Consider the following 21,734-nt stretch of genomic DNA (forward strand, 5'->3'; position numbering starts at 1 on the left):
AGTTTACGCTCTAAGTTATGACAAATTTATTACAGGCGTCTAGCGGGGTTTTCCAGCTAGGTATTGGGCAATAAGCTCATGGCTATGCAGGGCTAGCCATTTGCGGTCCGAGAGTGGATTAGGGGCGGATCCTGCGGGGCCAAAGAAATTCAGCTCTACTACCAGGTCACGAGCCCGCAGAATATTTGCCATAGACTCCAATAAGCCCATATCCCCAATAAAAGCAGCCGCATCTGATCGCTCGCCGGTAGTTTTAGAAATATAGCGAATAGCTAAGGTATACACGGGTACGCGGGCGATCAGTGCAGATTCAAAAAGATTGGGCTTAAAGGGGCGAACCGTCTCACCATTGGTTGAGGTGCCCTCGGGAAAAATGCAAATAGAATCTGATTCGAGTGCTTTACTCATCGCACCCACCACAACATGTGCATGTCGCGTGCTATCTCGTTTAATAAACACGGTACCCAACTGCTTGGCCATCCAGCCAAAGATTGGCCATTGCTCTACCTCAGACTTTGCTACAAATCGAATGGGCCTAAAGGCGTTAATCGCATGAATATCCATCCAAGAGATGTGATTGGAGGCTAATAGATAAGAATCGTTCGGCAGCACTTCAGGATGAAGAATGCGTAACTCAATACCAAAAATTGTCAGTAACTTTTTCGACCACTCTTGTATGTGGTGATTTTTAATATCTCTAGAAGATCTTGGAAAAATAAATACCAAGGTTAATACCCCAGCAATTACATGGCTCCAAATGGATATCCAGCGGATCATTTTGCTGTTGTGCATGCTACCGGCATTTGAAGAATGGTGGCTCATAAATTAACAATATAAAGCATGTTTATCACCCGCTTCGTCATGAAACTGACTTAAAAGTGTCATGACCCTTACATACTGCTTGTGCTTAATACGGTTTCATGATGCATTACAGAGCCATCTGGATTTCGGACGTACACCTCGGCACATCAGGGTGTCAGGCAAACTACCTTCTCGATTTTTTAAAACACAATGAAGCTGATCAGTTTTATCTGGTCGGCGACATCATTGATGGTTGGCGGCTCAAAAAATCCTTCTATTGGCCTCAGGCCCATAACGATGTAGTCCAAAAATTATTGCGCAAGGCCCGTAAAGGTGCTGAGGTGATCTATGTACCCGGCAACCATGATGAAAGCGCTCGCCAATTCTTTGGACTTTCTTTTGGCGATGTCAAAGTTGTTGAGGAAGTGATTCATACGACCTTAGATGGTCGAAAATTATGGGTAACGCACGGTGACCTTTTTGACGGTGTTATGCAGTATGCCAAGTGGCTGGCCTATGTAGGTGACACACTGTATTCATGCATTTTGTACATCAATCGCTATTTCAATATGTTGCGGGTCAAGATGGGACTGCAGTACTGGTCCCTCTCCCAATACTTAAAGCACCAGGTCAAAAATGCGGTGAGCTATATCGCTGATTTTGAACACATCATGGCCAGGGAAGCCCGGTTGCGTGGCTGCGATGGCGTAGTGTGCGGTCATATCCATAAGGCAGAGATCCGTGAAATTGATGGCCTGCTCTATTGCAACGATGGCGATTGGGTTGAAAGCTTAACCGCTCTTGTAGAAACCCATGAAGGTGAATTGAAAATCGTGCATTGGCCGTTTATTAAAGGCGAGCCTGCTGAACATCTTGAAATTACTTTCCAACCTGCTGTTGAGTCCACTTTAAAAGAGGCTGTGCTATGAAAATTATGATCATCACTGATGCATGGGATCCACAAGTTAATGGTGTAGTACGCACATTAAAACAAACTCGCGCTGAATTAATATCCATGGGCCATGAAGTCGAAATGATTACTCCAACAGGCTTTAAATCCATTCCCTGCCCTACCTATCCCGATATTGCTCTATCCCTTTTCCCCGGTAAGGAAGTGGCCCGTCGCATTAAAGAATTTGCCCCTGATGCCATGCATATTGCTACAGAAGGTCCTTTGGGGCTATCTGCTAGAGCCTATGCAGTTAAAAACAATCTCCCCTTTTCTACGGCCTATCACACGCGCTTTCCAGAATACGTCAAAGCACGTACAGGTATTCCGCTTGCGATTACTTACGCATTTATACAGTGGTTTCATGGCCCCTCTATGGCAGTCATGGCTCCCACCATTGTGGTGAAAAATGATCTGGAGCAATATGGACTTCAAAATGTGGTGCTTTGGTCACGCGGTGTGGACTTAGATATTTTTAAGGTCCAAGAGTCTAAAGCTTTAAATACAGCGCATCCAATTTTTCTATATGTTGGACGTGTTGCGGTTGAAAAGAATATCAACGCATTTTTAGAGTTAGATTTACCAGGATCAAAATGGGTTGTTGGTGATGGGCCGGCGATGGCAGGCATTAAAGAGAAGTACCCAGAAATCAATTATTTGGGTGTTTTGCAGCAGCACGAGCTTGCAAAAGTGTATGCCGCTGCAGATGTCTTTGTATTCCCAAGTAAAACAGATACTTTTGGTCTAGTTTTACTGGAAGCAATGGCTTGCGGAACGCCTGTAGCCGCCTATCCAGTGACAGGACCGATTGATGTCTTGGGCAACTCTAAGGCTGGCGCCATGAATGAGGATCTACGTGAAGCATGTATCGAAGCATTGAAGATACCGCGCGAGCTTGCACGCGCGCATGCCGAAAAATTCTCTTGGAGGGCCGCATCGGAAGAGTTTGCGAAGCACTTAAAGCCTGTGCCGACTCCTGAAGTTCATATTACCGCTATAGCTTAAGGAATGACATTGAGCGCCCCCTATCATATTGACCAAAATCCTCATAAAGGGAATCGAGGTCTAGCGCGCGCTTGGCATGCCGCTAAGAATTCCTGGTGTGGGCTTGTATATGCTTTTCAGGAAGAAAGTGCTTTTAGACAAGAACTGACATTACTTGTATTGCTAGCTCCTCTTGCCTGCTTCTTACCAGTCACCCATTTAGAAAAAGCGCTATTGATCGCTTCATTAATTATGGTCTTAGTAGTTGAGCTGCTCAATTCTAGCGTTGAGGCGGCTATTGACCGAATTTCATTTGATCACCATGACCTATCGAAGCGGGCCAAAGACTTTGGTTCGGCAGCGGTGATGTTGGCGCTATTGATCGCTGTACTCATGTGGTCAGCGGTTTGTCTTCCAATTGTCTTCAAATCGTCATGATCACAAACTACGATAAATAAAACTTCCTACAAGGCTAACTATGTCTGATATCCCCAACCCAATCGCTGCTTTTGAGATTTTCTCGCCTAGAAAGAAAAAAGAAGCTAGCCGCTCCAAGTTCAATCCACTCAAAAAGCTTTCGAAAAAGCTGGCCAAAAAACTCTTTGGTAAAAAGTTTGCAACAAAAGCTCGCGCTCAATTAAGTGTTGTTGAAGAAATTGCAGCAGTTCCTCTAGTTGCTAAGGCCAAAAAACCAGCATTTCAAATTGAATGGGCTAGTAGCTCAAGTGAAATAAAAGAGGCTCAAAGACTTCGCTATAAAGTGTTTGCAGAGGAAATGGGTGCAAATCTTTCTCAGAACGCTGAAGGATTGGATATTGATGAGTTTGATGCCTATTGCGATCACCTCCTAATCCGCGATCAAGATTCTTTAAAGGTGGTTGGAACCTATCGTGTGCTTCCACCGCATAAGGCCTTAGAGATTGGACGCTTGTACTCTGACTCTGAGTTTGATCTTTCTAGGTTAGATCATTTGCGTCCAAAGTTAGTGGAATTAGGCAGATCTTGCGTTCACCAAGACTATCGCTCAGGCGCAGTCATCATGGCCCTCTGGAGCGGCCTTGCGCAATACATGCTTAAAAATGATTATGAAATCATGCTCGGTTGCGCCAGCATTCCGATGGCCGACGGTGGGCACTTTGCAGCTAGCCTGTACAACTCACTGGGCAATGAACAAATGGCGCCAACAGAGTTTCACGCCTTTCCTCGTTTGCCACTCCCCTTAGACAAGCTGAATGGGGGCTTGGATGTTGAGGCCCCCCCACTCATTAAAGGCTACCTGAAATTAGGCGCGAAGATTTGCAGCTCACCCGCATGGGATCCAGACTTCAATACTGCTGACTTGCTCACGATGCTTCGCTTGTCCGACATTAATCCACGTTATGCCAAGCATTTCTTAGGTCTGTAATAGCGGAATGCTGGTGTAACTTAGTAAAAAAGCCGTTTCACTGAAACGGCTTTTTATTGCTTTAGATTACTTTATTTAAGATTGACTTGATAGGAGCGGCCAACCCTCTCCCATTCGGTTGCTTCTTTCAATAAGCTAAATTCTGTCAGGGGATGCTCAGCAGCCCATTCTTGAGGGAGGCTGACCAAATAAGATCCATCGCGCTCCGAAACCTTAACCTTTGGGAAGTTGGTATCACTACGACCACGGCAGAGTACTTGCGCTAAACGTAGACAGAACAGCATACGCCAGTCCTGGAAGTTCGGATTATTGGCAAGTTTTCCTAACTTACCCGCATGACCAATTAATAGCGCAGCTAGGCGTGCTTGATCGTTTTTAGAAAACCCTGGCATATCTGCATTACCCGCAATGTAGGCCGAATGCTTGTGATAACCATTATGGGAAATGGATAGTCCAATTTCATGAAGATTGGCCGCCCACTGCAATAAGGCGACATTATCATCACGACTTTCAGTCTCAGGCTTTGGAAGTTGAAGCAAGAAATCTGCAGCAAGCTTGCCCACACGATTCGCTTGATCGCGATCGACCGCATAACGTTGCATGAACTGCTCAACGGTGACATAGCGCATATCATGATGCTGCGATCGTCCCAACAGGTCATATAAGACACCGCTCCGCAGTGCGGCATCGGTTACTTCCATACTTTCGATCCCAAGCTCATCAAAAACGGCGATCATGATGGCCAGGCCGCCAGGCCAAACTGAGCGTCTATCGTCTTTGAGTCCGACCAACTCTACTTGATTGACATTCTCATACCTCAATAAATGCTTTTTAAGGGCTTTCAGACCCTCACGTGTAATTAAGCCGCTACCAGCAATTACACGGCCCATGGTGAGTCCGTCACCATGGCCATTAAAGTCATTAGCAGCAATTAAATCCGCTAGAGCCCTTGCAGTACCAGAGGATCCGATGGCCTGCTTCCAGCCGCTTTTAAGGTAAGCGCCTGAGATCACCTGAATTTCTCTACGAGCGGCTAACTCAGCCTCTTTGAATGCGTGTGCATCAATATCGCCCTTAGGAAAGAAACGCATGCTGTGCGATACGCAGCCGATATACAAACTTTCCATTAATTTAGGCTCATAGCCATTGCCGATAATAAATTCAGTTGAGCCCCCGCCAATATCCACAACTAGGCGATTGCCTTGTATAGCCTGCACCTCATGCGCTGCGCCAATATAAATCAGGCGAGCCTCTTCAACCCCTGCGATCACCTCAATCGGAAAACCTAAAGCTTCTTGCGCGTCATCAACAAACTGCTGAGCATTTTTTGCAACCCTCAAGGTATTTGTTGCTACTGCTCGTACATTGGCCGGATCAAACCCCCTGATGCGCTCGCCAAACCTGCGGATAGCCGTTAGACCTCTTTGGTAAGCGTCGTTACCTAGTAACTTATTGTCGGTGAGGCCCGCTGCCAAGCGAACGGATTCACGTAGGGTATCAATGGGTCGTAATTGGGTGCCAGAGGGTGTGTTTACTGCTTGCGCTACCAACATCCGAAAACTGTTAGATCCTAAATCTACTGCGGCCACGAGGTCTGCAGAATTCGATAAAGGATCTACGGTAGGACTGGTCAAAATATTCCCCAAAATGGATTACGGCATCAATTGTGTCTATTTTATGTAAAAAGCATGACACATTGATGAAATCCACAGCCAGCCAATGCCGCTGGGGGCCCACTGTATTTATGCAGCTAAATTTTGCTCAGAACTTGAGCAATCTAGGCTGCCGTAACTACACAGGATGCAGCAATCGCCGGATTTGGTTTTTAAAATATTGGCGCAAGCAGGACAGCGATATAGATACTGGGATGTACCTGCCTCAAAGTCAATAGTCTCAGTGGCATGGCAATGCGGGCAGGTAACGGTTGATTGAAGTCTGTTCACAAGTCAATACTGAACTACCAATGTTTCAGCAATATGACAGACTTAATCGGTTGTACTTGGACTCCAAAAAGCCTGATTCACAAATTCTTGATCAGCAATCTTTGCGATCAAGAGATCCATTTCATCGCCATCCACAGCGGATGCTGTCAAAACCGCCTGAATTTCAACCTCGTCGCTGCCAAACTGATGCACTTCAATATCTTGTGTTTGGTAACCAGCATCCTCAAGCGTTTTAATAAATTGTTTTAAAGCATGCTTCTGAGCATGCTTGGGCGTAATAATGTAAACAGAGTTTGTGACCTCAACCGAGTCAGTATCTAAAGGTTGTTGATTAATAAAGCTTACGACAGGACGCAGTAAGGTATTGGTTGCCAACACAAATAGGGTTGCCAAGCCGGCCTCAAGGATCAGGTCTGCGCCGGCACAAGCCCCTACCGCTCCAGATGCCCAAAGGGTTGCTGCGGTATTAATGCCGCGGACGTTACCCTCTTCCCGCATGATCACGCCGGCACCTAGAAAACCAATGCCGGATACAACGTAGGCCATCACATGAACAGCACCATCATGACCAGTGAGTCTATTGCCGGCATCAACAAATATTGCGGCGCCGATAGCAACCAAAATATTGGTTCGAAGACCTGCTGTGCGTTGACGATATTGGCGCTCAAGACCAATAAGACCGCCGAATAAAAAGGCTGCTCCTAGGCTGATAGCAGTATCAGCTAAGGAGGCATAGTTAATGCTGTTTAATGATTCCATTGATGTATTGTAATTACTTGGATCCCAGGCCTAGAGATTCCACCATGATTTTAAAAACTTCAGTATTGTCCATAAAACCCTTAAATTTTTCCGATCCCGGGCCCTGTGCGTTCAAAACTGCATCATCAGCTGTATGAACTCCAGAATCCTGGTGCACAGGCAAATTACCTCCTACATGAATAGCATCCTCTTGAATCTGATGATACTTGGGATTGGCAATATAGCTTGAGGAAGCATCTTTAATCGCAGGAACAAAAGTTCCATCTAGCTTTGGATGTAGCGTTTCATAATGATCGGGGTAGTTGCCGTAAAAAAAAGCTAGGCGCTTAGATACATCTACCTTGTTTGGATAACCACGCATATCTGCCTTTGGATAATTTGGGTAGCCTGCCTCAGCATAGATACCAACTTTCTCACGCAATGGGCCTGGGCGATCGTCATGAACTACGCCGCTAATAGAGCCGCTATGAGTATGATCAGGCGTAACAATTATCAAAGTATCAGGATGGGTCTTGGCAAAGTCTTTTGCAATTTGAACTGCATTACTAAGCATGATGGTATCGAAAGCGGCGCGCTCCCAATCCAAGGGGTGATTAAACTTATCGATCAATGCAGCCTCAACCATTAAGAAAAATCCATTTGGATTTCTAGATAAAACCTCAATCGCAGATTGAGTCATCTCAGTGAGATCTGGCTGATTGGGGTACAACTCAACCGTATTCTTTTTTAAATATAAACGGTCAAGCGATCCGTCCATATTGTCAGGATGAAATACTCCGAACAGCTTCTTAGTATTTTTATTTTGCGCCTCTGATAAGAGCTCCTGCTTTGTAAACGCAAGCTGATACCCTGCTGACTTAAAATCATCAACTAGATTTTTGTTATCCTTGCGCTTAGAGCCTGGGGTTGTCGCCGGGTAAAAGTATGCTGAACCACCACCCAATATGACATCAGCTTTGCTCGCAAAAAGTTGATCAGCAATGTACTGTTTATCTGCCCTACGGCGTGTATGGGAAACCATTGCTCCCGGAGTAGCATCTTCTAGCTCGGCATCCGATACTATTCCCACTGCCATATTCGTCTTGCGCTTAATTAACTCTGCAATCGTTTCTACCCTGGGGTGCGAGAGATTATCAGCAGATCGTGAAACATATACACCCATCGCATTTACTGCAGTTTTATGGCCTGTAGTGTAGGCACTCATAGAGTTTGCTGAGTCCGTAATTAAAGAGTCCGATCCAGATGTTCCAATCATCGCGGTACTGGGCATATCATCGAACGCCAACTTGCCTTGATACTTACCCTCAACAATACCCTTTGATAGAACCCTTGCTGCCGTTCTATTAGCAACCGTCATTCCATCCCCAATAAAGAGAATGATATTTTTGAGTTTGCGTGGTCCACTAGCATAAATATCCCAGGATACCTTCAGAGTCTCGTCAGGAGATTTTGCGACTAAGTTATAAAGTCCTGGTTTGGATAGTTGGACATCGCGAAACAGGATGGAGCTACCCTTACCATTTTCATTTGGGATAAATTCAAAGTTGCGTCCGAAGACTTTAGCGATGTTAGAGCCATTAAGCTCAATTTGAAGTTCTTCCGGCCGGACTACCGAATTGAATTCAACTTTAATGTCAAAAACTGATCCTGCTAGTATCGCCGCATGGTCAATCGGGTAGATAGCCGCATGAACTATGGAAATAGATAAGGCAACAGTTGCTGCAAATACTGCTTGAAGGAGTCTAGAGGTTTTCATAAGATGAAAATTTGGGAAAATGGGTACAGATTGAACTATCCCCAAAAATAATGTCAACTTAATGACTCTCGACGTTAAATGCTTTAAAGGGCCATTTTTTTGCTTGCAACTTTCAATTTGCCTGTCTTCACTGCCTTGCAGAAACGTCCGTAGTCTTGCTCATTTTGTATGGCATATGCCCTGGCAAATTGGTACATAGCCTGACTAAAATCCTTAGAGGATCCACAATATCCAGAAATCATGGCTGAATCACCTGAGCGTGCATGGCCAAGCGCTAGTGCCCAACCAAATAATCTAGCGTAGTCAGGGAAATTTTTTAAGGAGACTCCACCCGGGCCAATTTCGATGCCACCCTTCATATCCCTGAGCTGCCGTAAATAAAAACCTTGGCCACGGCTAATATCAAATTGTATGGAGCCGTAGTTTAAAAAGATGTCAGGGGCGCCTTGCAGGAGGCGTTGGCCTGCTACCACCCGCTGACCCATATCGCGATAAATAGATTCGCCAAGGTACGGACTTAAAACTGACTTTTGTGCTTCCTTGTACTGTAAAAAAAGTGGGTCCTTAGGACTATCGCCCTCCATATATAGAACCATACAATTTGTCCCCACACTGCCTACACCAACCACTTTTCGAGCAAAGTCTTTTAATGTATATCTCTCAAAGAGGATTTTTCTATCGGCCAAGAGCGAGCTTGAGTAGTTTAATAAAGCCTTATCAATTAGTGTACGCAAAGAAACGCCATACGCATTTTTCTTAAAGTGCTCAATTAATGGCGGTTTATTAATAATTTTGCGATTTTCTCCTACTAAAGTTGTAAGTTTTTGCAAAACCTGTATGTTACTTTGCCCTTTGCATTCCTTAAGATACGCATCGATTTTCTTTTGATGCTCTTTACTAAAGTGATTGCGGATATCTTTCTCTCCAATAAATTCTTGAGCTAGGTCTAAGTAAGGCATCTTTGAATAGCGCGCCATCTGCTTTTGATATTCAGAACAGATGCGAAATACTAGTTTCTTACTTAATGCATTATTTCCACCCAAACTTTCACAAGCAACAACAGCACTTGCTACGAGACGCTTTAAATCCCACTCCCAACTTCCTGGCAATGTTTCATCAAAATCATTAATACCAAAAACCAATCTATGTTCTGCTGTGCCAAACAAACCGAAATTGGAGACATGCATATCACCGCACAACTGAACTGTAATATTCGTTGTTGGTTGATTTGAGAGATCCTGAGCCATAATCGCTGCGCCTCCGCGATAAAAAGCGAAGGGTGATTGGAGCATTCTTTCGTAGCGAATAGGAATCAGCGATTTGATTCTGCTTTTGGCTTGATTTTCTAGAATCTCAACTGGATCACGCCTATTTATAGGGGCCGTATAGACTCCTTGTGACGCGATGCTGACCACTTTGCGCAATTTCTTGCCATCAGCCATCCGCTTTTGAATGCTTGGACGCGGATTCGCGAAAGACTCTATTGGCCTTAAGACAGCGTATTGCGGCTTTTTTTGGTTTGGCATTGATTGATCACCTGGTCTTCAAGCGATCATCTTAATACCTTCCTTAAAAAACACTCAAAAGTTTATGAATTGAGATAATTTAGCTTCTTTTGAATGTTAGATGGCAGCGTAGAAAACCAGACCCTATCATCCCCTACCGCCGGCAGTACCTGTCCATACTCAACCATCTGGCATGGGGCAATTTCATCGATATAAGCCCATATCTGATGAGCAGCTAATTTAGTCGTCGATTGTAGGGCAATCTCTAATTCAACCAATAACTGCTTCTTTGTTTGCTCGCTTCTACCGGCGCGAATTTGCCCATTCAAAAACAAATGTGGCTCTTCAAGCAGAACTCCGCCAATAAAACAGTCATGTAAATCGAGCTCTTTAAATATCACTTGAGCAAAATAGGCTTCAGCCCCAGTAACTTCGGCATGAATTTTGGTTATCGCTTGAGCTATTGCATACTTTTGATGCGTTCCAAAAGAAAGTCCAGCGAAATAAACACTGTAGGTGGCCATGGGTGCCCTTAAATTATGACTTTGATTCGTGATGAATAGAATGCAGCCTATCTTTTATCTGCAAGTGATCTAATTTATCCAATGGGATGTCTAAGAGCAATTCAATGCGATTTCGCAAACCCATCTCGACTCCTCGAAATGCATTCCAGACTTTTTCATCAGAGCCGATCACTGTTGCAGGATCTTCAAACCCCCAGTGTGCTGTTGCTGGATGTCCAGGCCAATAAGGGCACTCCTCTCCAGCGGCTGAGTCGCAAACCGTAATGATGAAATCCATATGAGGAGAGTCCTCGCGACCATACTCATCCCAACTTTTACTTCTAATAAGCGTAAGTGGATAACCAATTTCTTTAACAATCTTCAGTGCAATGGGATGAATATATGCATTAGGCCTTGATCCAGCTGAATAGCCAATGAACCTTCCGTGACTCAAGGTGGTTGCTAAGGCTTCAGCCATGATGGATCGTGCTGAGTTACCAGTGCAGAGAAATAGAATGTTTAATGGCTTTGCCATAAGCCTCGCCTTGAAAATTTAAGATAATTAAATAATCTCATCAAAGCGTAGGCAATATTTATTGTCTACTAAAAACTGCCGCGCATTCTGGTCGCCAAGAAAAACATTGGGCTGATGGATTTCAGTGAGTGGAGCTGGCTGATGTAATTTGTGAACATCATTTCTAAAAACCTCAGCTAGATATTTAATTAAATTCGATTCCATGCTGAATCCTTTCAATGTGACTCAACTTCACATCCTAGATAAGGTTTATTGCAGATTTATTAAACGCGTAATGAAACACGCATTAGGCAATATTGCGCTTTTCTCAAGCTCATTCTCTTAATAGACGGTGAACTACGTATTTTTGGGCATAAGCTAGACGTGACTCGTACCAAGCCTGCCAAACTGATAACAATATTTTTTTCATATACCAGCCCTTTTTTGATAAAAAAACAGAAACCTGCTTAATTAATCTCTACAACTTCCTATTGTGGAATCGTCATGTGTCAGGTAGCAGGCGAATATATGACAGATTAAAGTGCCTGAGATACACTCATTTCATAAATGCAAGGAGATTAAGTAATGATGAATTGGGATCTTTATAGCGCCATTACGTTGCGTCTGGTATTGGCTTTATTGGTTGGCGCGATACTAGGCCTCAATCGGTGGCTGCACCACAAGTCCGCAGGCATACGAACCCACTCCTTAGTTTCGATTGGCTCAGCAACCGCCGTAATGTTAATAAGCGACTTCGTAAAAGATGATGCCCAGTCTGTCAGTCGAGTGCTTCAGGGCCTCATTACTGGCCTTGGATTTCTGGGGGCCGGAGTTATTATTCGCGAACAACGTTCACAAAAGATTCACGGTCTTACTACGGCAGCAAGTCTTTGGGCATGCGCCCTGATTGGCGCTTCCTTTGGCGCCGGACAATTTGCCCTTGGAGGACTAGCTCTGGCTGCCATTTTACTTACGCTGATAATTGGCGGCCCCCTAGAAAGGCTTGTTTCTGGGCTAACTGGCGTCAAAAGAGACTCCGAAATCTCAGGCGGTCCAGACTAAAACCCACTAAAACTATCAAAAAAGTGGGATTTGTCATATTAGTTTGCTAGGATTGCGATTCCCAACAATAACAAGTTAAAACTATGAGCGATTATCGATATGAAGATGCAGTAAAGCAGCTGCAAGAGACTGGCGCTATCGGACTTGTAGACCTTAAAAGCCTGCCTCATGACGATCTCGTGGAATTATTCGAAGAGATCAAGGTCTGGTGTCTCTATGCAAGCGGTAAACCCGAAAAACTTGCTAAAGAATCTAAGAAAAAGAAGAAAAAGAAGAAGGATTGAGCTCCTAGGGGCTTATCCTTTCCTTTGGAAAGCGCAGCATAAACATACTACCTTTGCCTGGAGTGCTCTCAATCATTAGTTGAGCTTGGTGCCTACTGGCAATATGTTTCACAATGGCCAACCCGAGCCCAGTTCCGCCAGTATCACGCGATCGACTTCTGTCCACTCGATAAAAACGCTCAGTAAGCCTAGAGAGATGTTCTGAGGCTATACCCGGCCCCGTATCTAATACCGAGAATTCGCCTTGCCCTTGCTGATTTATAGACCACCGCACGTTGATTGCACCCACATCTGGTGTATAGCGAATAGCATTGGACACTAAATTACTAAAAGCAGAAAGAATTTCCCTTTCATCACCAAGTAAGTCTGCAGTGGTTGAAATATCAAAGCTGAAAGCATGCCTACCCTGGGATAGCGCCTCAGCATCATTGCGCAAGAGCGCCATCAAGGTCCCAATATGAACTGGGTTATTTGCCGCCGGTAAAGTATTGGCCTCAAGATTAGCAAGGGTAAGCAAATCCTCTACCAAACATTTCATCCGCTGGGCTTGCGACATCATCATGTCGAAATACTGGTCTCGTTGGGTCTTTTCAAGCTCCAAGGATTGAACTGTCTCCAAAAAACCCATCAGAACTGTTATGGGGGTTCTCATTTCATGAGAGACATTAGCTACGAAATCCCTTCTCATTGCATCCGCTTTTTGAAGGTCTGTCACATTCTGAACAAGCAGTAGATGCCGTTTTTGACCGAAGGGAAAAGCTTGCAACATTAAGCTCAGGCTGCTGTCAGGACCCATACGCTCAATTAATAATGGCTCTTCAAAATTACGCTTAGCAAGATATTGAATAAATTCAGGGCGGCGAATTAGGAAGTTAATTCGCTGCATAACATCGCGCTTGAATATGAGCCCAAAAAAATGTTCTGCAATACTGTTGCACCATTCGATTTGGTCATTTTCATCAAGCATGACAATACCATTTGGTGATGCCTGGAAAGCCTCAATAAAGTGATCGTACTGCTGTTTAATTTGCCGATTTGATTGCTTTAAGGCCCTCACTAGGCGCTGCAGTCTAAAAAAAATCTCCTCCCATAAACCGCTAGGAAGTGGCATATTCTCAACTGAATCTGTTTGGATGTACTTACCTAAGCGCGCAAGATTGACGTACGAGTAAATCAAGGGAATAGCTAAAATCAAAATTCCGACGGCAATAGCGATATCTGAACCCCAGTTTGCAAGCGCTATATAGGCTGCTATAAAAGCTACACAAAGTATCAGAATGAAGCGGGTTAATGCAGAAATCATGCCACCATCTTAGACTATCTCTGAACCCAAGGTCAGAAATACTGGGGCAATAATGTCGAAAACCTTAAGAATCTGTGGGGGTTTTGGTAATGCGATAGCCGCTACCTCTGACCGTTTCGATAAATCGATCGCAGTCCAATGGGGCAAGCGCAGCCCTCAAGCGCTTGATATGCACATCTACAGTGCGTTCTTCAATGTAGACCTCGTTTCCCCAGACGTTATCTAATAAACTGGTACGAGAATGAACACGCTCAGGATTAGACATGAAAAACTGTAGCAGGCGATACTCAGTTGGACCTAGTGATACAGGCTTAGGATCATGATTTGGCCATATAGCGAACACTCTATGGGAGCTAGGTTCAAGTTTTAATGGTCCGATAGTGATGGGACCGGTATCTTCAATAGGGGTTTGGCGACGTAAGAGCGCCCTAACCCTTGCAATAAGCTCTTTAGGAGAAAATGGCTTAGTAACGTAGTCATCAGCGCCCGAATCTAGACCCATCACCTTATCAGCCTCTTCGCTCTTCGCTGTTAGCATTAAGATGGGCAGACCGCGGGTGCGATCATTGGCACGCAATTCTTTTGCAAACTGAACGCCGGATTTACCAGGCAGCATCCAATCAAGAATGACAAGGCTTGGTAAACGATCTTTCATCAAACCCAGCGCGAGCTCAGTCTGCATCGCTTTTTCGACCTCATAGCCTGCGTGGGTCAAATTAATTGCAATAAGCTCTGCAATGGATGGCTCATCTTCTACTACCAGTATGCGGTGAGTCATTGTATTTGATCTAAACTTATTTAGTGGCTTCGCGTACTAAATCCTCGTGCGGAATATGACGCACGTCAGAGCCTTTAGCAATATAAATTACAAACTCAGCGATGTTCTTAGCATGATCGCCAATTCGCTCGATCGCTTTTGCAATCGTAAGCATATCTAAGCCGGTACTAATCGTATGCGGATCCTCGGACATATAAGTAATCAACTTACGGACAAAGCCTCGGAATTCTTCATCAATTTGACGATCTTCAGCAACCACTTCTGCGGCCGCAACAGTATCCAATCTTGCAAAAGCATCAAGACTACGGCGCAATAGATTGATTGCCATTTGACCTGACAAGCGAATTTCAGCAACGTTGATATTATGTGGTGCGCCAGATTCAATCAAGCGCTTAGTACGTTTTGCAACGCGCTCAGCCTCATCTCCGGCACGCTCTAAATTGGTAATTGCTTTAGAGACGGCCATGACAAGACGCAAATCTCGCGCAGTAGGCTGACGACGAGCAATAACCTCCGTACAAGCTAAGTCAATTTGAATTTCTAGATCATTTACGAGCTTTTCATTCTCAATAACGGTATTGCACGTGTCCACGTCCATCTGAGTAAATGCGCGCATAGCAGTTGCAATCTGGGACTCTACAAGTCCTCCCATTTCGAGTAAACGACTTGAGAGTGAATTGAGATCAGCATCAAATTGTGAGGATAGGTGTTTATCTGGCATGGTAGTCTCCCTTTTAACCAAAGCGGCCGGTTATATAGTCTTCGGTTTCTTTGCGCTTGGGCTTAATAAAAATCTCATCCGTTTTTCCGTACTCAACCAAACTTCCAAGATACATGTACGCAGTGTAATCCGATACGCGTGCGGCTTGCTGCATATTATGAGTAACAATAGCAATCGTGTACTCATGCTTGAGCTCGTTAATCAACTCTTCAATTTTTCCTGTAGAAATTGGATCTAATGCAGAGGTGGGCTCATCCAGGAGAATAACGGAGGGCTTAACGGCGACACCACGTGCAATACACAAACGTTGTTGTTGCCCACCCGATAAAGAAAGGCCGCTTTGATTTAACTTATCCTTTGCCTCTGTCCAGAGGGCAGCTTTATTTAAGGCCCACTCCACACGTTCATCCATTTCTGATCGGGAGAGTTTTTCATATAAGCGAACACCAAAGGCAATGTTCTCATAAATAGACATTGGAAATGGCGTTGGTTTTTGGAAAACCATACCAATGCGGGAGCGCAGTAGATTGAGATCCTGCCCTGGCTCAAGAATATTTTGGCCATAGAAGTTAATCTCACCCTCTGCTCGTTGACCTGGATACAGGTCATACATACGATTGAGCGTGCGAAGCAAAGTCGACTTTCCACAACCTGAAGGGCCAATAAAAGCAGTCACTTTTCCTTGCTCAATATCGAGATTGATATTCTTCAAGCCCTGAAATGCGCCATAAAAGAAGTTTAAATTTCTAACTTCCAAGGCATTAATAGCATTCTGCCCGGTCTGTTGATTGGTTGATTCCACTTTACCCCCTTGACCATCAATCTTGTTTAAGTCAAACATTGTTTTCATATTGCTCATCATCCTTGTACCTTCTCACGGAATACCACTCGTGCCAGAATATTTAAACCAAGTACGGCGAATGTAATGAGAAGTGCCCCACCCCAAGCTAATTCAACCCAGTTGTCATACGGGCTCATCGCAAATTGGAAAATAACAACCGGCAAATTAGCCATTGGCGCATTCATATTGGTGGAAAAGAATTGGTTATTTAGCGCAGTAAACAATAGTGGTGCAGTTTCGCCGCTAACGCGTGCCAACGCCAATAAGATGCCTGTCATCACCCCGCTTTGGGCGGCACGCAAGGTAATCATGAAGGCGACCTTCCACTTTGGTGTACCCAAAGCATAAGCAGCTTCACGCAGACTTCCTGGAACTAGACGAAGCATATTCTCTGTGGTTCGCACAACAACCGGAATAGCAATCAAAGCAAGTGCAATTGTGCCAGCCCAGCCTGAAAAATGCTTTGCTTGTGCAACCACAAATGCATATACAAACAAGCCAATAACAATAGATGGGGCTGAGAGCATGATGTCTGTAACAAAACGGGTGACTGAAGCCACACGGCTTCGGTCACCATATTCCGAGAGGTATAAGCCTGCGAGAACACCAATTGGCGTGCTAATCAGAGTACAAAATCCAACCAGTAGCAAGCTGCCAACAATGGCATTTGCTAATCCGCCGCCATCAGAGCCCGGGGCTGGGGTACTGTGAGTAAAAAGAGTGAGATCAATGGCAGAGAAACCCTTGATGACCAAAATACTCAGGATCCATAGCAGGAACACCATGCCCAAAAGCATCGCCCCCATAGAAAGGGTCAGACCAATTTTATTGACGCGCTTACGTCTCGAAAAAATAGATGGATCAATATTAGATGTATTGTTCATGTCTTCAAGCCCTGCTTTTTCTCCATATTGTTTAGCATCCACTTAGCAAGGGCTAAGACAATAAAGGTGATGATGAAAAGCGCCAGACCTAGAGCAAATAATGAGGATAGATGGTTGCCTGCTTCTGCTTCACCGAATTCATTGGCTAAGGTAGAGGCAATCGAGGTGCCTGGGGCAAATAAAGATGCAGATAAACGATGGGCATTCCCAATGACAAAGGTCACTGCCATAGTTTCACCAAGCGCGCGACCCAAACCCAGCATAACACCGCCAATAACGCCTGCCTTGGTATAAGGAAGAACCACATTTTTAACCACCTCCCAAGTTGTACAGCCAATCCCATAGGCTGACTCTTTTAATACCGGTGGAACTATTTCAAATACATCACGCATTACAGAAGCGATGAATGGCAGAATCATCATCGCCAGAATCAACCCAGCACATAAAACGCCTATGCCGTTAAATGCCCCAGAAAATAGAATTCCTAGGCCCGGGATTTTGCCCAAAGTTGCAGCAAGCGCTGGTTCTACGTATTCGGCAAAAAGCGGTGCAAAAATAAAAAGTCCAAACATGCCATAAATAATCGATGGAACAGCCGCCAAAAGCTCAACTGCTGTGCCCAATGGTCTACGCAAGTAACCTGGACAAAGTTCTGTGAGGAATACGGCAATACCAAAACTCAGAGGTACCGCTATGAGGAGAGCAATGACTGAAGTGACTACAGTGCCGTAGATAGCGATAAGACCGCCAAACTCGCCATTCACAATATCCCATTCTTGGGTGATGAAAAATGCGGGGCCAAAAGTATGTAAGGCTGGCCATGCATTCATGACAAGCGATACCAAAATACCCATCAAGGCAATCAGTACAGACAAAGCAAAGAATTGTGTGATTCCATGAAACAAAAAGTCTTGCACTCTTTGTAACTTAGCTATCCTCAGTGCTTGTGGGGTTGGCGCGGAATGAGATTGCGTTATATCCATCATATTTTTGATTATTCAATGTTGAAACAGCTCCATATGGCTATGGAGCTGTTCATCAGGGAGTGCTTGAGGGCAATCCAGGATTATTTCGTGATGATCTTGGTAAATACATTCTTGCGAATAAAGTCAGTGGTAGCGTCAGGCATAGGAACGTAGTCCAATTCTTCAGCCATTTTCTTGCCTTCTTTGAATGCAAACTCAAAAAACTTAAGTACTTCTGCAGAGTTAGCCTTGTTCTCTGGCTTCTTGTACATCAAAATAAAAGAGGCACCAGTAATAGGCCATGATTTTGCACCTGAAGCATTGGTAATAAAGGTCCCCATTCCAGGAATCTTTGCCCAATCAGTACCAGCAGCAGCAGCTGAGAATGTCAAATCATCGGGGGCTACAAAATTACCATCCTTATTTTTTAAGGAAATATAAGTCATCTTATTTTTCTTGGCGTAAGCGTACTCAACGTAACCAATAGAATTTTTAACGCGCGTAACGTTTGCAGCAACACCCTCATTTCCCTTTCCACCAACAGTAGAAGCCGCAGGCCATTTAACATTGGCGCCTGAGCCAACAGAATCCTTAAACAGGGCGCTAGTCTTGGCCAGGTAATCAGTGAAGATGGCAGTAGTACCTGAGCCGTCTGCACGAGTTACAACTGTAATAGGGCCAGAAGGAATCTTTACGCCAGGATTCATGATGGCAATTCGTTTATCACCCCAATCAGAGATGACGCCCTGGAAAATATCTGCCAAAGTTGGGCCGTCTAGCTTGATTTCTCCAGGCTTTACGCCGTCCACGTTAATAACGGGAACTACACCACCAATAATTGCTGGGAATTGAACCAGCCCATCCGCTTCGAGATCTTCATACTTAACTGGGTTATCAGATGCACCAAAATCAACGGTTTTGGCTTTAATTTGCTTGATTCCGCCAGATGAACCAATAGATTGGTAATTTAAGTTTGAGCCGGTTTTTGCTTTGTAGGCTTCAGCCCACTTTGCATAAATTGGATACGGAAATGTTGCGCCTGCACCAGTCATATCCACTGCAAATGCAGATGGAGCAAGTGAAATAGCGCCAATAATCAGCGCTTTTTTCAAGAAAGATTTCATGTGATCAGTCCTTAAATTGAGGTAACGCAACATCGCGATACAGAAACGATACGACCCTACTGTGACGCTTTCGTGACAGTTTCTCTTTTTAACAAAATAGTTAATAAAAACATAGGGTTAAATAAGATAACTAAGGCCTAATACCAGCGTGCTGCGAGTTTAAAAAACTTGCTAAATGAAGCCATAAATTCATATTTAAATGATTTTTTTGAGCCTCAAGGCGCCATAAACAGCTGCACCCGCAATAGACATCAGGGTCATCACTTCAAAAAAAGAGCCCTTAAGTCCTGGAAGGTCTTCCATATTCATCCCCATGATTCCGCTCAGCAGTGTCATTGGGAGAAAAATCACCGTCATCACAGATAGCACATGTAAATTTTTGGCATTAAATTCAGCAACATGTGCTGCTTGCTCATCCTGGAGCAACTTAGCTCGGTCATAGAGGCTAGAAATTTCTTGAGCCAAATAGCTCAGCAGATCCAAATCATCATTCAGGCGATTTTTGTCCTCGTCGCCAAACCAGTAAGGCAAACGCTTTAAAAGGCGATGTAAAGCAACTAATTCTGGTGAGAAATGCCTTCTCAGGCGACTACAGTGCATTCGAATTCGGCCAAGCGTTTCATGCTCTGGAAATTCCCTACCCTTTAGTAATTTTTCTTCCAATTCATCCATATTTTCAGACAGATGAACTAGTAGCGATCGTAAGTATTCCGCTCGTAAATCCAGCAGCTCATGGAAAAGTTCGATAGTTGAGCTCGGATGGATATTGCCGCTTCTGAGCTCATAACGTAGACTGTCTGTGGTTCTGAGGGGGTTGTTTCGCAATGAGACCATCAGTCTAGGGGTAACAATTGCCCATAAAGTTCCCAAACTAGAGTCGCCACGCTCCTCCCCAAACTCTTGTTGAAAATCATTCATCACCATTAGCAAACAATCATCCAACTTCTCTATTCGCTCTAAGCGACTGACATTTACACCCTCCTCAATCATTTCGACAACGCGCTCAGGAATGAGAGGTGTATCTACCAGCCAACGTTGAATTTGAGTATTAGACAGGTTAAGGTGAAGCCAAACCGATAGACAAGGATCTTCAAGTGCGCTGGGTATTTCAAATAATGGGATTTCGTATCCGCTGCCGATTTGCGGCATTGCCCATGCGAATACAACACCTGCGACTGGAAATGGTTTATTGATAATCTCGGCTGACATCCTAAAATTGTAAGTCAGCAAATCGAGCGCTCAGTTTATGACTGACATCAAATTGTCACTCAATTGTTATAAACAGAACAATTAGACTGGAGTTAGCAACACGATATGTACCGCATATTGATATGCACCCTGCTCTCATGCATGCCGCAGCTTGCGTTTGGATTTGAGCCTTTAAATACTGATGATGCCGGAACCGTTAAAGCCGGAGGCAATCAAATAGAACAATACTTCTTTATGATTAATCGCTCTGGCGGCAATCAACAAGTTGATATTGTGACGCCAGGAGAGGAATATACAGGCCAGTCAAGTGCCAAAGCCCTTCCATTTACCTACACTAGAGGTATTGAAAATGATCTAGAAGCTTCTATTTCAGCCACCTACTACAACACCCCTAATGGAAATTTTTCTAAAGTTACAAACTATGTAATTGCGAGTAAGTGGCGGTTTTATGAGAACACAGAGGAGCAATATGCTCTAGCAATAAAACCGACTTTAGTGCTCCCCTCAAGCAAACAACAACAAGTAGCAGGCCTTGGCTTAGCTGCTATGAATTATGGCTTGAACTTAATCGCCTCAAAGTATTGGAGCGAAATTGAAGTTCACCTCAACGCAATCTATATGCGATCACCTTACAATACAAACTACAACGTAGGCTATGGTGCCGACCCCAATCGCACAAATATCTTTTTAGTCTCGGTAGCGCCAGTATGGGCAATAAATCAAAATCTCAAGCTGGCACTAGATATAGGGGCAAGCACAAATCCCCCAACTACAGAGCAATATCTCAGTCACTATGCTCTTATTGCTGGAATTTACTCCCTAACAAATGACATCGATCTAGGTATATCCTATATGCGCACAGGCATGAACTATGGAGAAACTTTTGCATTGCAGCAATCAAGTGCGACCAGAAGTGAAGTAGGCATTACTTGGAGATTTTGAGGCCTGGTTTGCATTTATGAAGTTGACACAATAAGGTAGCAAACTACTTGATACCGTCAATGCAATCATTGGAGTATTTGTTATGCATTATCAAATCATTCCGTTAGAAATGGGTTCTTTAGTAGAGCGGCATATATTTCAGCAGAAAAATAAACAAATTAAGTGTGGAATGGTTTGGAAACTCGGCTCGGTGATCACCCCAACTAAGCCAGACTTCATAAAAAATTACAATCCCAATATGGGCTTTTGTATTGATGACATACCCGGAGGAGAAATCAGCAAAACCTATAGCGGCGAAAAAGTCATTTACTTTTCAGAAACTATCACCGAAGATGAGCAAGACAAACTAACGGATATTTTTTATCAGAGCGGCAAAAAATGCTCCAAGAATTATGGAGATGAATTTTGTGAGCTAGGCTGGAGTCTGATCAGCTCAAAATCCTTTATTTTTGGAGAGTTAGAGATTAAGGAGATGCGAGATACCTGCATCAGGTATAAATAG

Annotated in this window: 25 protein-coding genes; 8 read left to right on the forward strand and 17 right to left on the reverse strand. The window is 44.2% G+C overall.

All coding sequences use genetic code 11. The features are described 5' to 3' along the window. Positions 1-39 precede the first annotated feature (39 nt). Positions 40-822 carry a 1-acyl-sn-glycerol-3-phosphate acyltransferase gene (locus ICN24_RS08335; protein WP_255532623.1) on the reverse strand — a complete coding sequence of 261 codons (783 nt, stop codon included), beginning with the start codon at positions 820-822 and terminating at the stop codon, positions 40-42. A gap of 98 nt (positions 823-920) precedes the next feature. Here ICN24_RS08335 and ICN24_RS08340 point away from each other — a divergent pair, with 98 nt between their 5' ends. Genes ICN24_RS08340 through ICN24_RS08355 form a run of 4 tightly spaced genes read left to right on the forward strand, consistent with a single transcriptional unit; the run spans position 921 to position 4,139 of the window. Then, positions 921-1,730 (forward strand): UDP-2,3-diacylglucosamine diphosphatase, encoded by an 810-nt coding sequence (locus ICN24_RS08340; RefSeq protein WP_370623124.1) that lies wholly within the window; start codon positions 921-923, stop codon positions 1,728-1,730. After that, positions 1,727-2,755, forward strand: coding sequence for a glycosyltransferase family 1 protein (locus tag ICN24_RS08345; protein ID WP_216222902.1), 1,029 nt, complete (start codon positions 1,727-1,729; stop codon positions 2,753-2,755). The genes ICN24_RS08340 and ICN24_RS08345 overlap by 4 nt, the downstream gene beginning before the upstream one ends. Before the next feature lie 9 nt (positions 2,756-2,764). After that, the gene (locus ICN24_RS08350) at positions 2,765-3,172 is read left to right on the forward strand and encodes a diacylglycerol kinase (RefSeq protein ID WP_255532624.1); all 408 of its coding nucleotides are present in this window, start codon (positions 2,765-2,767) and stop codon (positions 3,170-3,172) included. A gap of 40 nt (positions 3,173-3,212) precedes the next feature. Then, entirely contained in the window at positions 3,213-4,139 is a 927-nt protein-coding gene (locus tag ICN24_RS08355) for a GNAT family N-acetyltransferase (RefSeq protein WP_255532625.1), read from the forward strand. A gap of 71 nt (positions 4,140-4,210) precedes the next feature. Here the strand turns inward: ICN24_RS08355 and ICN24_RS08360 are convergent, their stop codons facing one another. The 8 genes from ICN24_RS08360 to ICN24_RS08390 all read right to left on the reverse strand — a co-directional run bounded on the left by ICN24_RS08360 (position 4,211) and on the right by ICN24_RS08390 (position 11,344). After that, positions 4,211-5,692 carry a Ppx/GppA phosphatase family protein gene (locus tag ICN24_RS08360; RefSeq protein WP_216223111.1) on the reverse strand — a complete coding sequence of 494 codons (1,482 nt, stop codon included), beginning with the start codon at positions 5,690-5,692 and terminating at the stop codon, positions 4,211-4,213. A 189-nt stretch (positions 5,693-5,881) separates the two neighbouring features. After that, a complete protein-coding gene (locus ICN24_RS10400; protein ID WP_370623125.1) occupies positions 5,882-6,082 on the reverse strand; it encodes a GDCCVxC domain-containing (seleno)protein in 201 nt (66 codons plus the stop codon). Between the two features lie 42 nt (positions 6,083-6,124). Then, the gene (locus tag ICN24_RS08365; RefSeq protein ID WP_216222904.1) at positions 6,125-6,841 is read right to left on the reverse strand and encodes an MgtC/SapB family protein; all 717 of its coding nucleotides are present in this window, start codon (positions 6,839-6,841) and stop codon (positions 6,125-6,127) included. 13 nt (positions 6,842-6,854) lie between these two features. Further along, positions 6,855-8,597, reverse strand: a complete 1,743-nt coding sequence (locus ICN24_RS08370) for an alkaline phosphatase (protein ID WP_216222905.1) — start codon at positions 8,595-8,597, stop codon at positions 6,855-6,857. Positions 8,598-8,680: 83 nt separating this feature from the next. Continuing rightward, positions 8,681-10,039 carry a DUF2252 domain-containing protein gene (locus ICN24_RS08375; protein WP_216222906.1) on the reverse strand — a complete coding sequence of 453 codons (1,359 nt, stop codon included), beginning with the start codon at positions 10,037-10,039 and terminating at the stop codon, positions 8,681-8,683. Positions 10,040-10,185: 146 nt separating this feature from the next. Beyond that, positions 10,186-10,626: a tautomerase family protein gene (locus tag ICN24_RS08380; protein WP_216222907.1), complete on the reverse strand. Its 441-nt coding sequence runs from the start codon at positions 10,624-10,626 to the stop codon at positions 10,186-10,188. A gap of 13 nt (positions 10,627-10,639) precedes the next feature. After that, positions 10,640-11,140, reverse strand: coding sequence for an arsenate reductase ArsC (locus ICN24_RS08385; RefSeq protein ID WP_216222908.1), 501 nt, complete (start codon positions 11,138-11,140; stop codon positions 10,640-10,642). A 27-nt stretch (positions 11,141-11,167) separates the two neighbouring features. Then, positions 11,168-11,344, reverse strand: coding sequence for a hypothetical protein (locus tag ICN24_RS08390; RefSeq protein WP_216222910.1), 177 nt, complete (start codon positions 11,342-11,344; stop codon positions 11,168-11,170). 360 nt (positions 11,345-11,704) lie between these two features. On the opposite strand from ICN24_RS08390, the gene ICN24_RS08395 reads away from it, so the two are divergent. Both ICN24_RS08395 and ICN24_RS08400 read left to right on the forward strand, forming a co-directional pair. Continuing rightward, complete coding sequence (locus ICN24_RS08395) at positions 11,705-12,181, forward strand: MgtC/SapB family protein (protein WP_216222911.1); 477 nt, start codon at positions 11,705-11,707, stop codon at positions 12,179-12,181. Positions 12,182-12,264: 83 nt separating this feature from the next. Then, positions 12,265-12,465 (forward strand): hypothetical protein, encoded by a 201-nt coding sequence (locus ICN24_RS08400; RefSeq protein WP_216222913.1) that lies wholly within the window; start codon positions 12,265-12,267, stop codon positions 12,463-12,465. 4 nt (positions 12,466-12,469) lie between these two features. On the opposite strand, the gene phoR is transcribed toward ICN24_RS08400, so the two are convergent. The 8 genes from phoR to ICN24_RS08440 all read right to left on the reverse strand — a co-directional run bounded on the left by phoR (position 12,470) and on the right by ICN24_RS08440 (position 20,290). Next, complete coding sequence (phoR, locus tag ICN24_RS08405; RefSeq protein ID WP_216222914.1) at positions 12,470-13,768, reverse strand: phosphate regulon sensor histidine kinase PhoR; 1,299 nt, start codon at positions 13,766-13,768, stop codon at positions 12,470-12,472. Between the two features lie 64 nt (positions 13,769-13,832). Beyond that, positions 13,833-14,546: a phosphate regulon transcriptional regulator PhoB gene (gene phoB / locus ICN24_RS08410; RefSeq protein ID WP_216222915.1), complete on the reverse strand. Its 714-nt coding sequence runs from the start codon at positions 14,544-14,546 to the stop codon at positions 13,833-13,835. Positions 14,547-14,562: 16 nt separating this feature from the next. Then, a complete protein-coding gene (gene phoU, locus ICN24_RS08415) occupies positions 14,563-15,267 on the reverse strand; it encodes a phosphate signaling complex protein PhoU (RefSeq protein WP_216222918.1) in 705 nt (234 codons plus the stop codon). 13 nt (positions 15,268-15,280) lie between these two features. Beyond that, complete coding sequence (gene pstB / locus ICN24_RS08420; RefSeq protein ID WP_255532627.1) at positions 15,281-16,117, reverse strand: phosphate ABC transporter ATP-binding protein PstB; 837 nt, start codon at positions 16,115-16,117, stop codon at positions 15,281-15,283. A gap of 8 nt (positions 16,118-16,125) precedes the next feature. Next, positions 16,126-16,992, reverse strand: coding sequence for a phosphate ABC transporter permease PstA (pstA, locus tag ICN24_RS08425; RefSeq protein WP_216222919.1), 867 nt, complete (start codon positions 16,990-16,992; stop codon positions 16,126-16,128). After that, entirely contained in the window at positions 16,989-17,975 is a 987-nt protein-coding gene (pstC, locus tag ICN24_RS08430) for a phosphate ABC transporter permease subunit PstC (RefSeq protein WP_216223115.1), read from the reverse strand. Before pstC ends, pstA begins: the two co-directional genes overlap by 4 nt. A gap of 83 nt (positions 17,976-18,058) precedes the next feature. Then, a complete protein-coding gene (pstS, locus tag ICN24_RS08435) occupies positions 18,059-19,081 on the reverse strand; it encodes a phosphate ABC transporter substrate-binding protein PstS (protein ID WP_216222920.1) in 1,023 nt (340 codons plus the stop codon). A 195-nt stretch (positions 19,082-19,276) separates the two neighbouring features. Beyond that, entirely contained in the window at positions 19,277-20,290 is a 1,014-nt protein-coding gene (locus tag ICN24_RS08440; RefSeq protein WP_216222921.1) for a CorA family divalent cation transporter, read from the reverse strand. A 105-nt stretch (positions 20,291-20,395) separates the two neighbouring features. Between ICN24_RS08440 and ICN24_RS08445 the strand changes: the two genes are divergently transcribed. Both ICN24_RS08445 and ICN24_RS08450 read left to right on the forward strand, forming a co-directional pair. Further along, on the forward strand, positions 20,396-21,232 hold the full coding sequence (locus tag ICN24_RS08445; RefSeq protein WP_216222922.1) for a hypothetical protein: 837 nt from the start codon (positions 20,396-20,398) through the stop codon (positions 21,230-21,232). An 82-nt stretch (positions 21,233-21,314) separates the two neighbouring features. Further along, positions 21,315-21,734, forward strand: a complete 420-nt coding sequence (locus ICN24_RS08450; RefSeq protein ID WP_216222923.1) for a hypothetical protein — start codon at positions 21,315-21,317, stop codon at positions 21,732-21,734.

It is taken from the genome of Polynucleobacter sp. UK-Kesae-W10, assembly GCF_018881575.1.
Lineage (GTDB): Bacteria > Pseudomonadota > Gammaproteobacteria > Burkholderiales > Burkholderiaceae > Polynucleobacter.

What these genes read in the sequence shown, in the direction of transcription:
- ICN24_RS08335 (WP_255532623.1), bottom strand. Translation starts at nt 822, where the DNA reads ATGAGCCACCATTCTTCAAATGCCGGTAGCATGCACAACAGCAAAATG.
- ICN24_RS08340 (WP_370623124.1), top strand. Translation starts at nt 921, where the DNA reads ATGATGCATTACAGAGCCATCTGGATTTCGGACGTACACCTCGGCACA.
- ICN24_RS08345 (WP_216222902.1), top strand. Translation starts at nt 1,727, where the DNA reads ATGAAAATTATGATCATCACTGATGCATGGGATCCACAAGTTAATGGT.
- ICN24_RS08355 (WP_255532625.1), top strand. Translation starts at nt 3,213, where the DNA reads ATGTCTGATATCCCCAACCCAATCGCTGCTTTTGAGATTTTCTCGCCT.
- ICN24_RS08360 (WP_216223111.1), bottom strand. Translation starts at nt 5,692, where the DNA reads ATGTTGGTAGCGCAAGCAGTAAACACACCCTCTGGCACCCAATTACGA.
- ICN24_RS08365 (WP_216222904.1), bottom strand. Translation starts at nt 6,841, where the DNA reads ATGGAATCATTAAACAGCATTAACTATGCCTCCTTAGCTGATACTGCT.
- ICN24_RS08370 (WP_216222905.1), bottom strand. Translation starts at nt 8,597, where the DNA reads ATGAAAACCTCTAGACTCCTTCAAGCAGTATTTGCAGCAACTGTTGCC.
- ICN24_RS08375 (WP_216222906.1), bottom strand. Translation starts at nt 10,039, where the DNA reads ATGGCTGATGGCAAGAAATTGCGCAAAGTGGTCAGCATCGCGTCACAA.
- ICN24_RS08380 (WP_216222907.1), bottom strand. Translation starts at nt 10,626, where the DNA reads ATGGCCACCTACAGTGTTTATTTCGCTGGACTTTCTTTTGGAACGCAT.
- ICN24_RS08385 (WP_216222908.1), bottom strand. Translation starts at nt 11,140, where the DNA reads ATGGCAAAGCCATTAAACATTCTATTTCTCTGCACTGGTAACTCAGCA.
- ICN24_RS08390 (WP_216222910.1), bottom strand. Translation starts at nt 11,344, where the DNA reads ATGGAATCGAATTTAATTAAATATCTAGCTGAGGTTTTTAGAAATGAT.
- ICN24_RS08395 (WP_216222911.1), top strand. Translation starts at nt 11,705, where the DNA reads ATGATGAATTGGGATCTTTATAGCGCCATTACGTTGCGTCTGGTATTG.
- ICN24_RS08400 (WP_216222913.1), top strand. Translation starts at nt 12,265, where the DNA reads ATGAGCGATTATCGATATGAAGATGCAGTAAAGCAGCTGCAAGAGACT.
- phoR (WP_216222914.1), bottom strand. Translation starts at nt 13,768, where the DNA reads ATGATTTCTGCATTAACCCGCTTCATTCTGATACTTTGTGTAGCTTTT.
- phoB (WP_216222915.1), bottom strand. Translation starts at nt 14,546, where the DNA reads ATGACTCACCGCATACTGGTAGTAGAAGATGAGCCATCCATTGCAGAG.
- phoU (WP_216222918.1), bottom strand. Translation starts at nt 15,267, where the DNA reads ATGCCAGATAAACACCTATCCTCACAATTTGATGCTGATCTCAATTCA.
- pstB (WP_255532627.1), bottom strand. Translation starts at nt 16,117, where the DNA reads ATGAAAACAATGTTTGACTTAAACAAGATTGATGGTCAAGGGGGTAAA.
- pstA (WP_216222919.1), bottom strand. Translation starts at nt 16,992, where the DNA reads ATGAACAATACATCTAATATTGATCCATCTATTTTTTCGAGACGTAAG.
- pstC (WP_216223115.1), bottom strand. Translation starts at nt 17,975, where the DNA reads ATGGATATAACGCAATCTCATTCCGCGCCAACCCCACAAGCACTGAGG.
- pstS (WP_216222920.1), bottom strand. Translation starts at nt 19,081, where the DNA reads ATGAAATCTTTCTTGAAAAAAGCGCTGATTATTGGCGCTATTTCACTT.
- ICN24_RS08440 (WP_216222921.1), bottom strand. Translation starts at nt 20,290, where the DNA reads ATGTCAGCCGAGATTATCAATAAACCATTTCCAGTCGCAGGTGTTGTA.
- ICN24_RS08445 (WP_216222922.1), top strand. Translation starts at nt 20,396, where the DNA reads ATGTACCGCATATTGATATGCACCCTGCTCTCATGCATGCCGCAGCTT.
- ICN24_RS08450 (WP_216222923.1), top strand. Translation starts at nt 21,315, where the DNA reads ATGCATTATCAAATCATTCCGTTAGAAATGGGTTCTTTAGTAGAGCGG.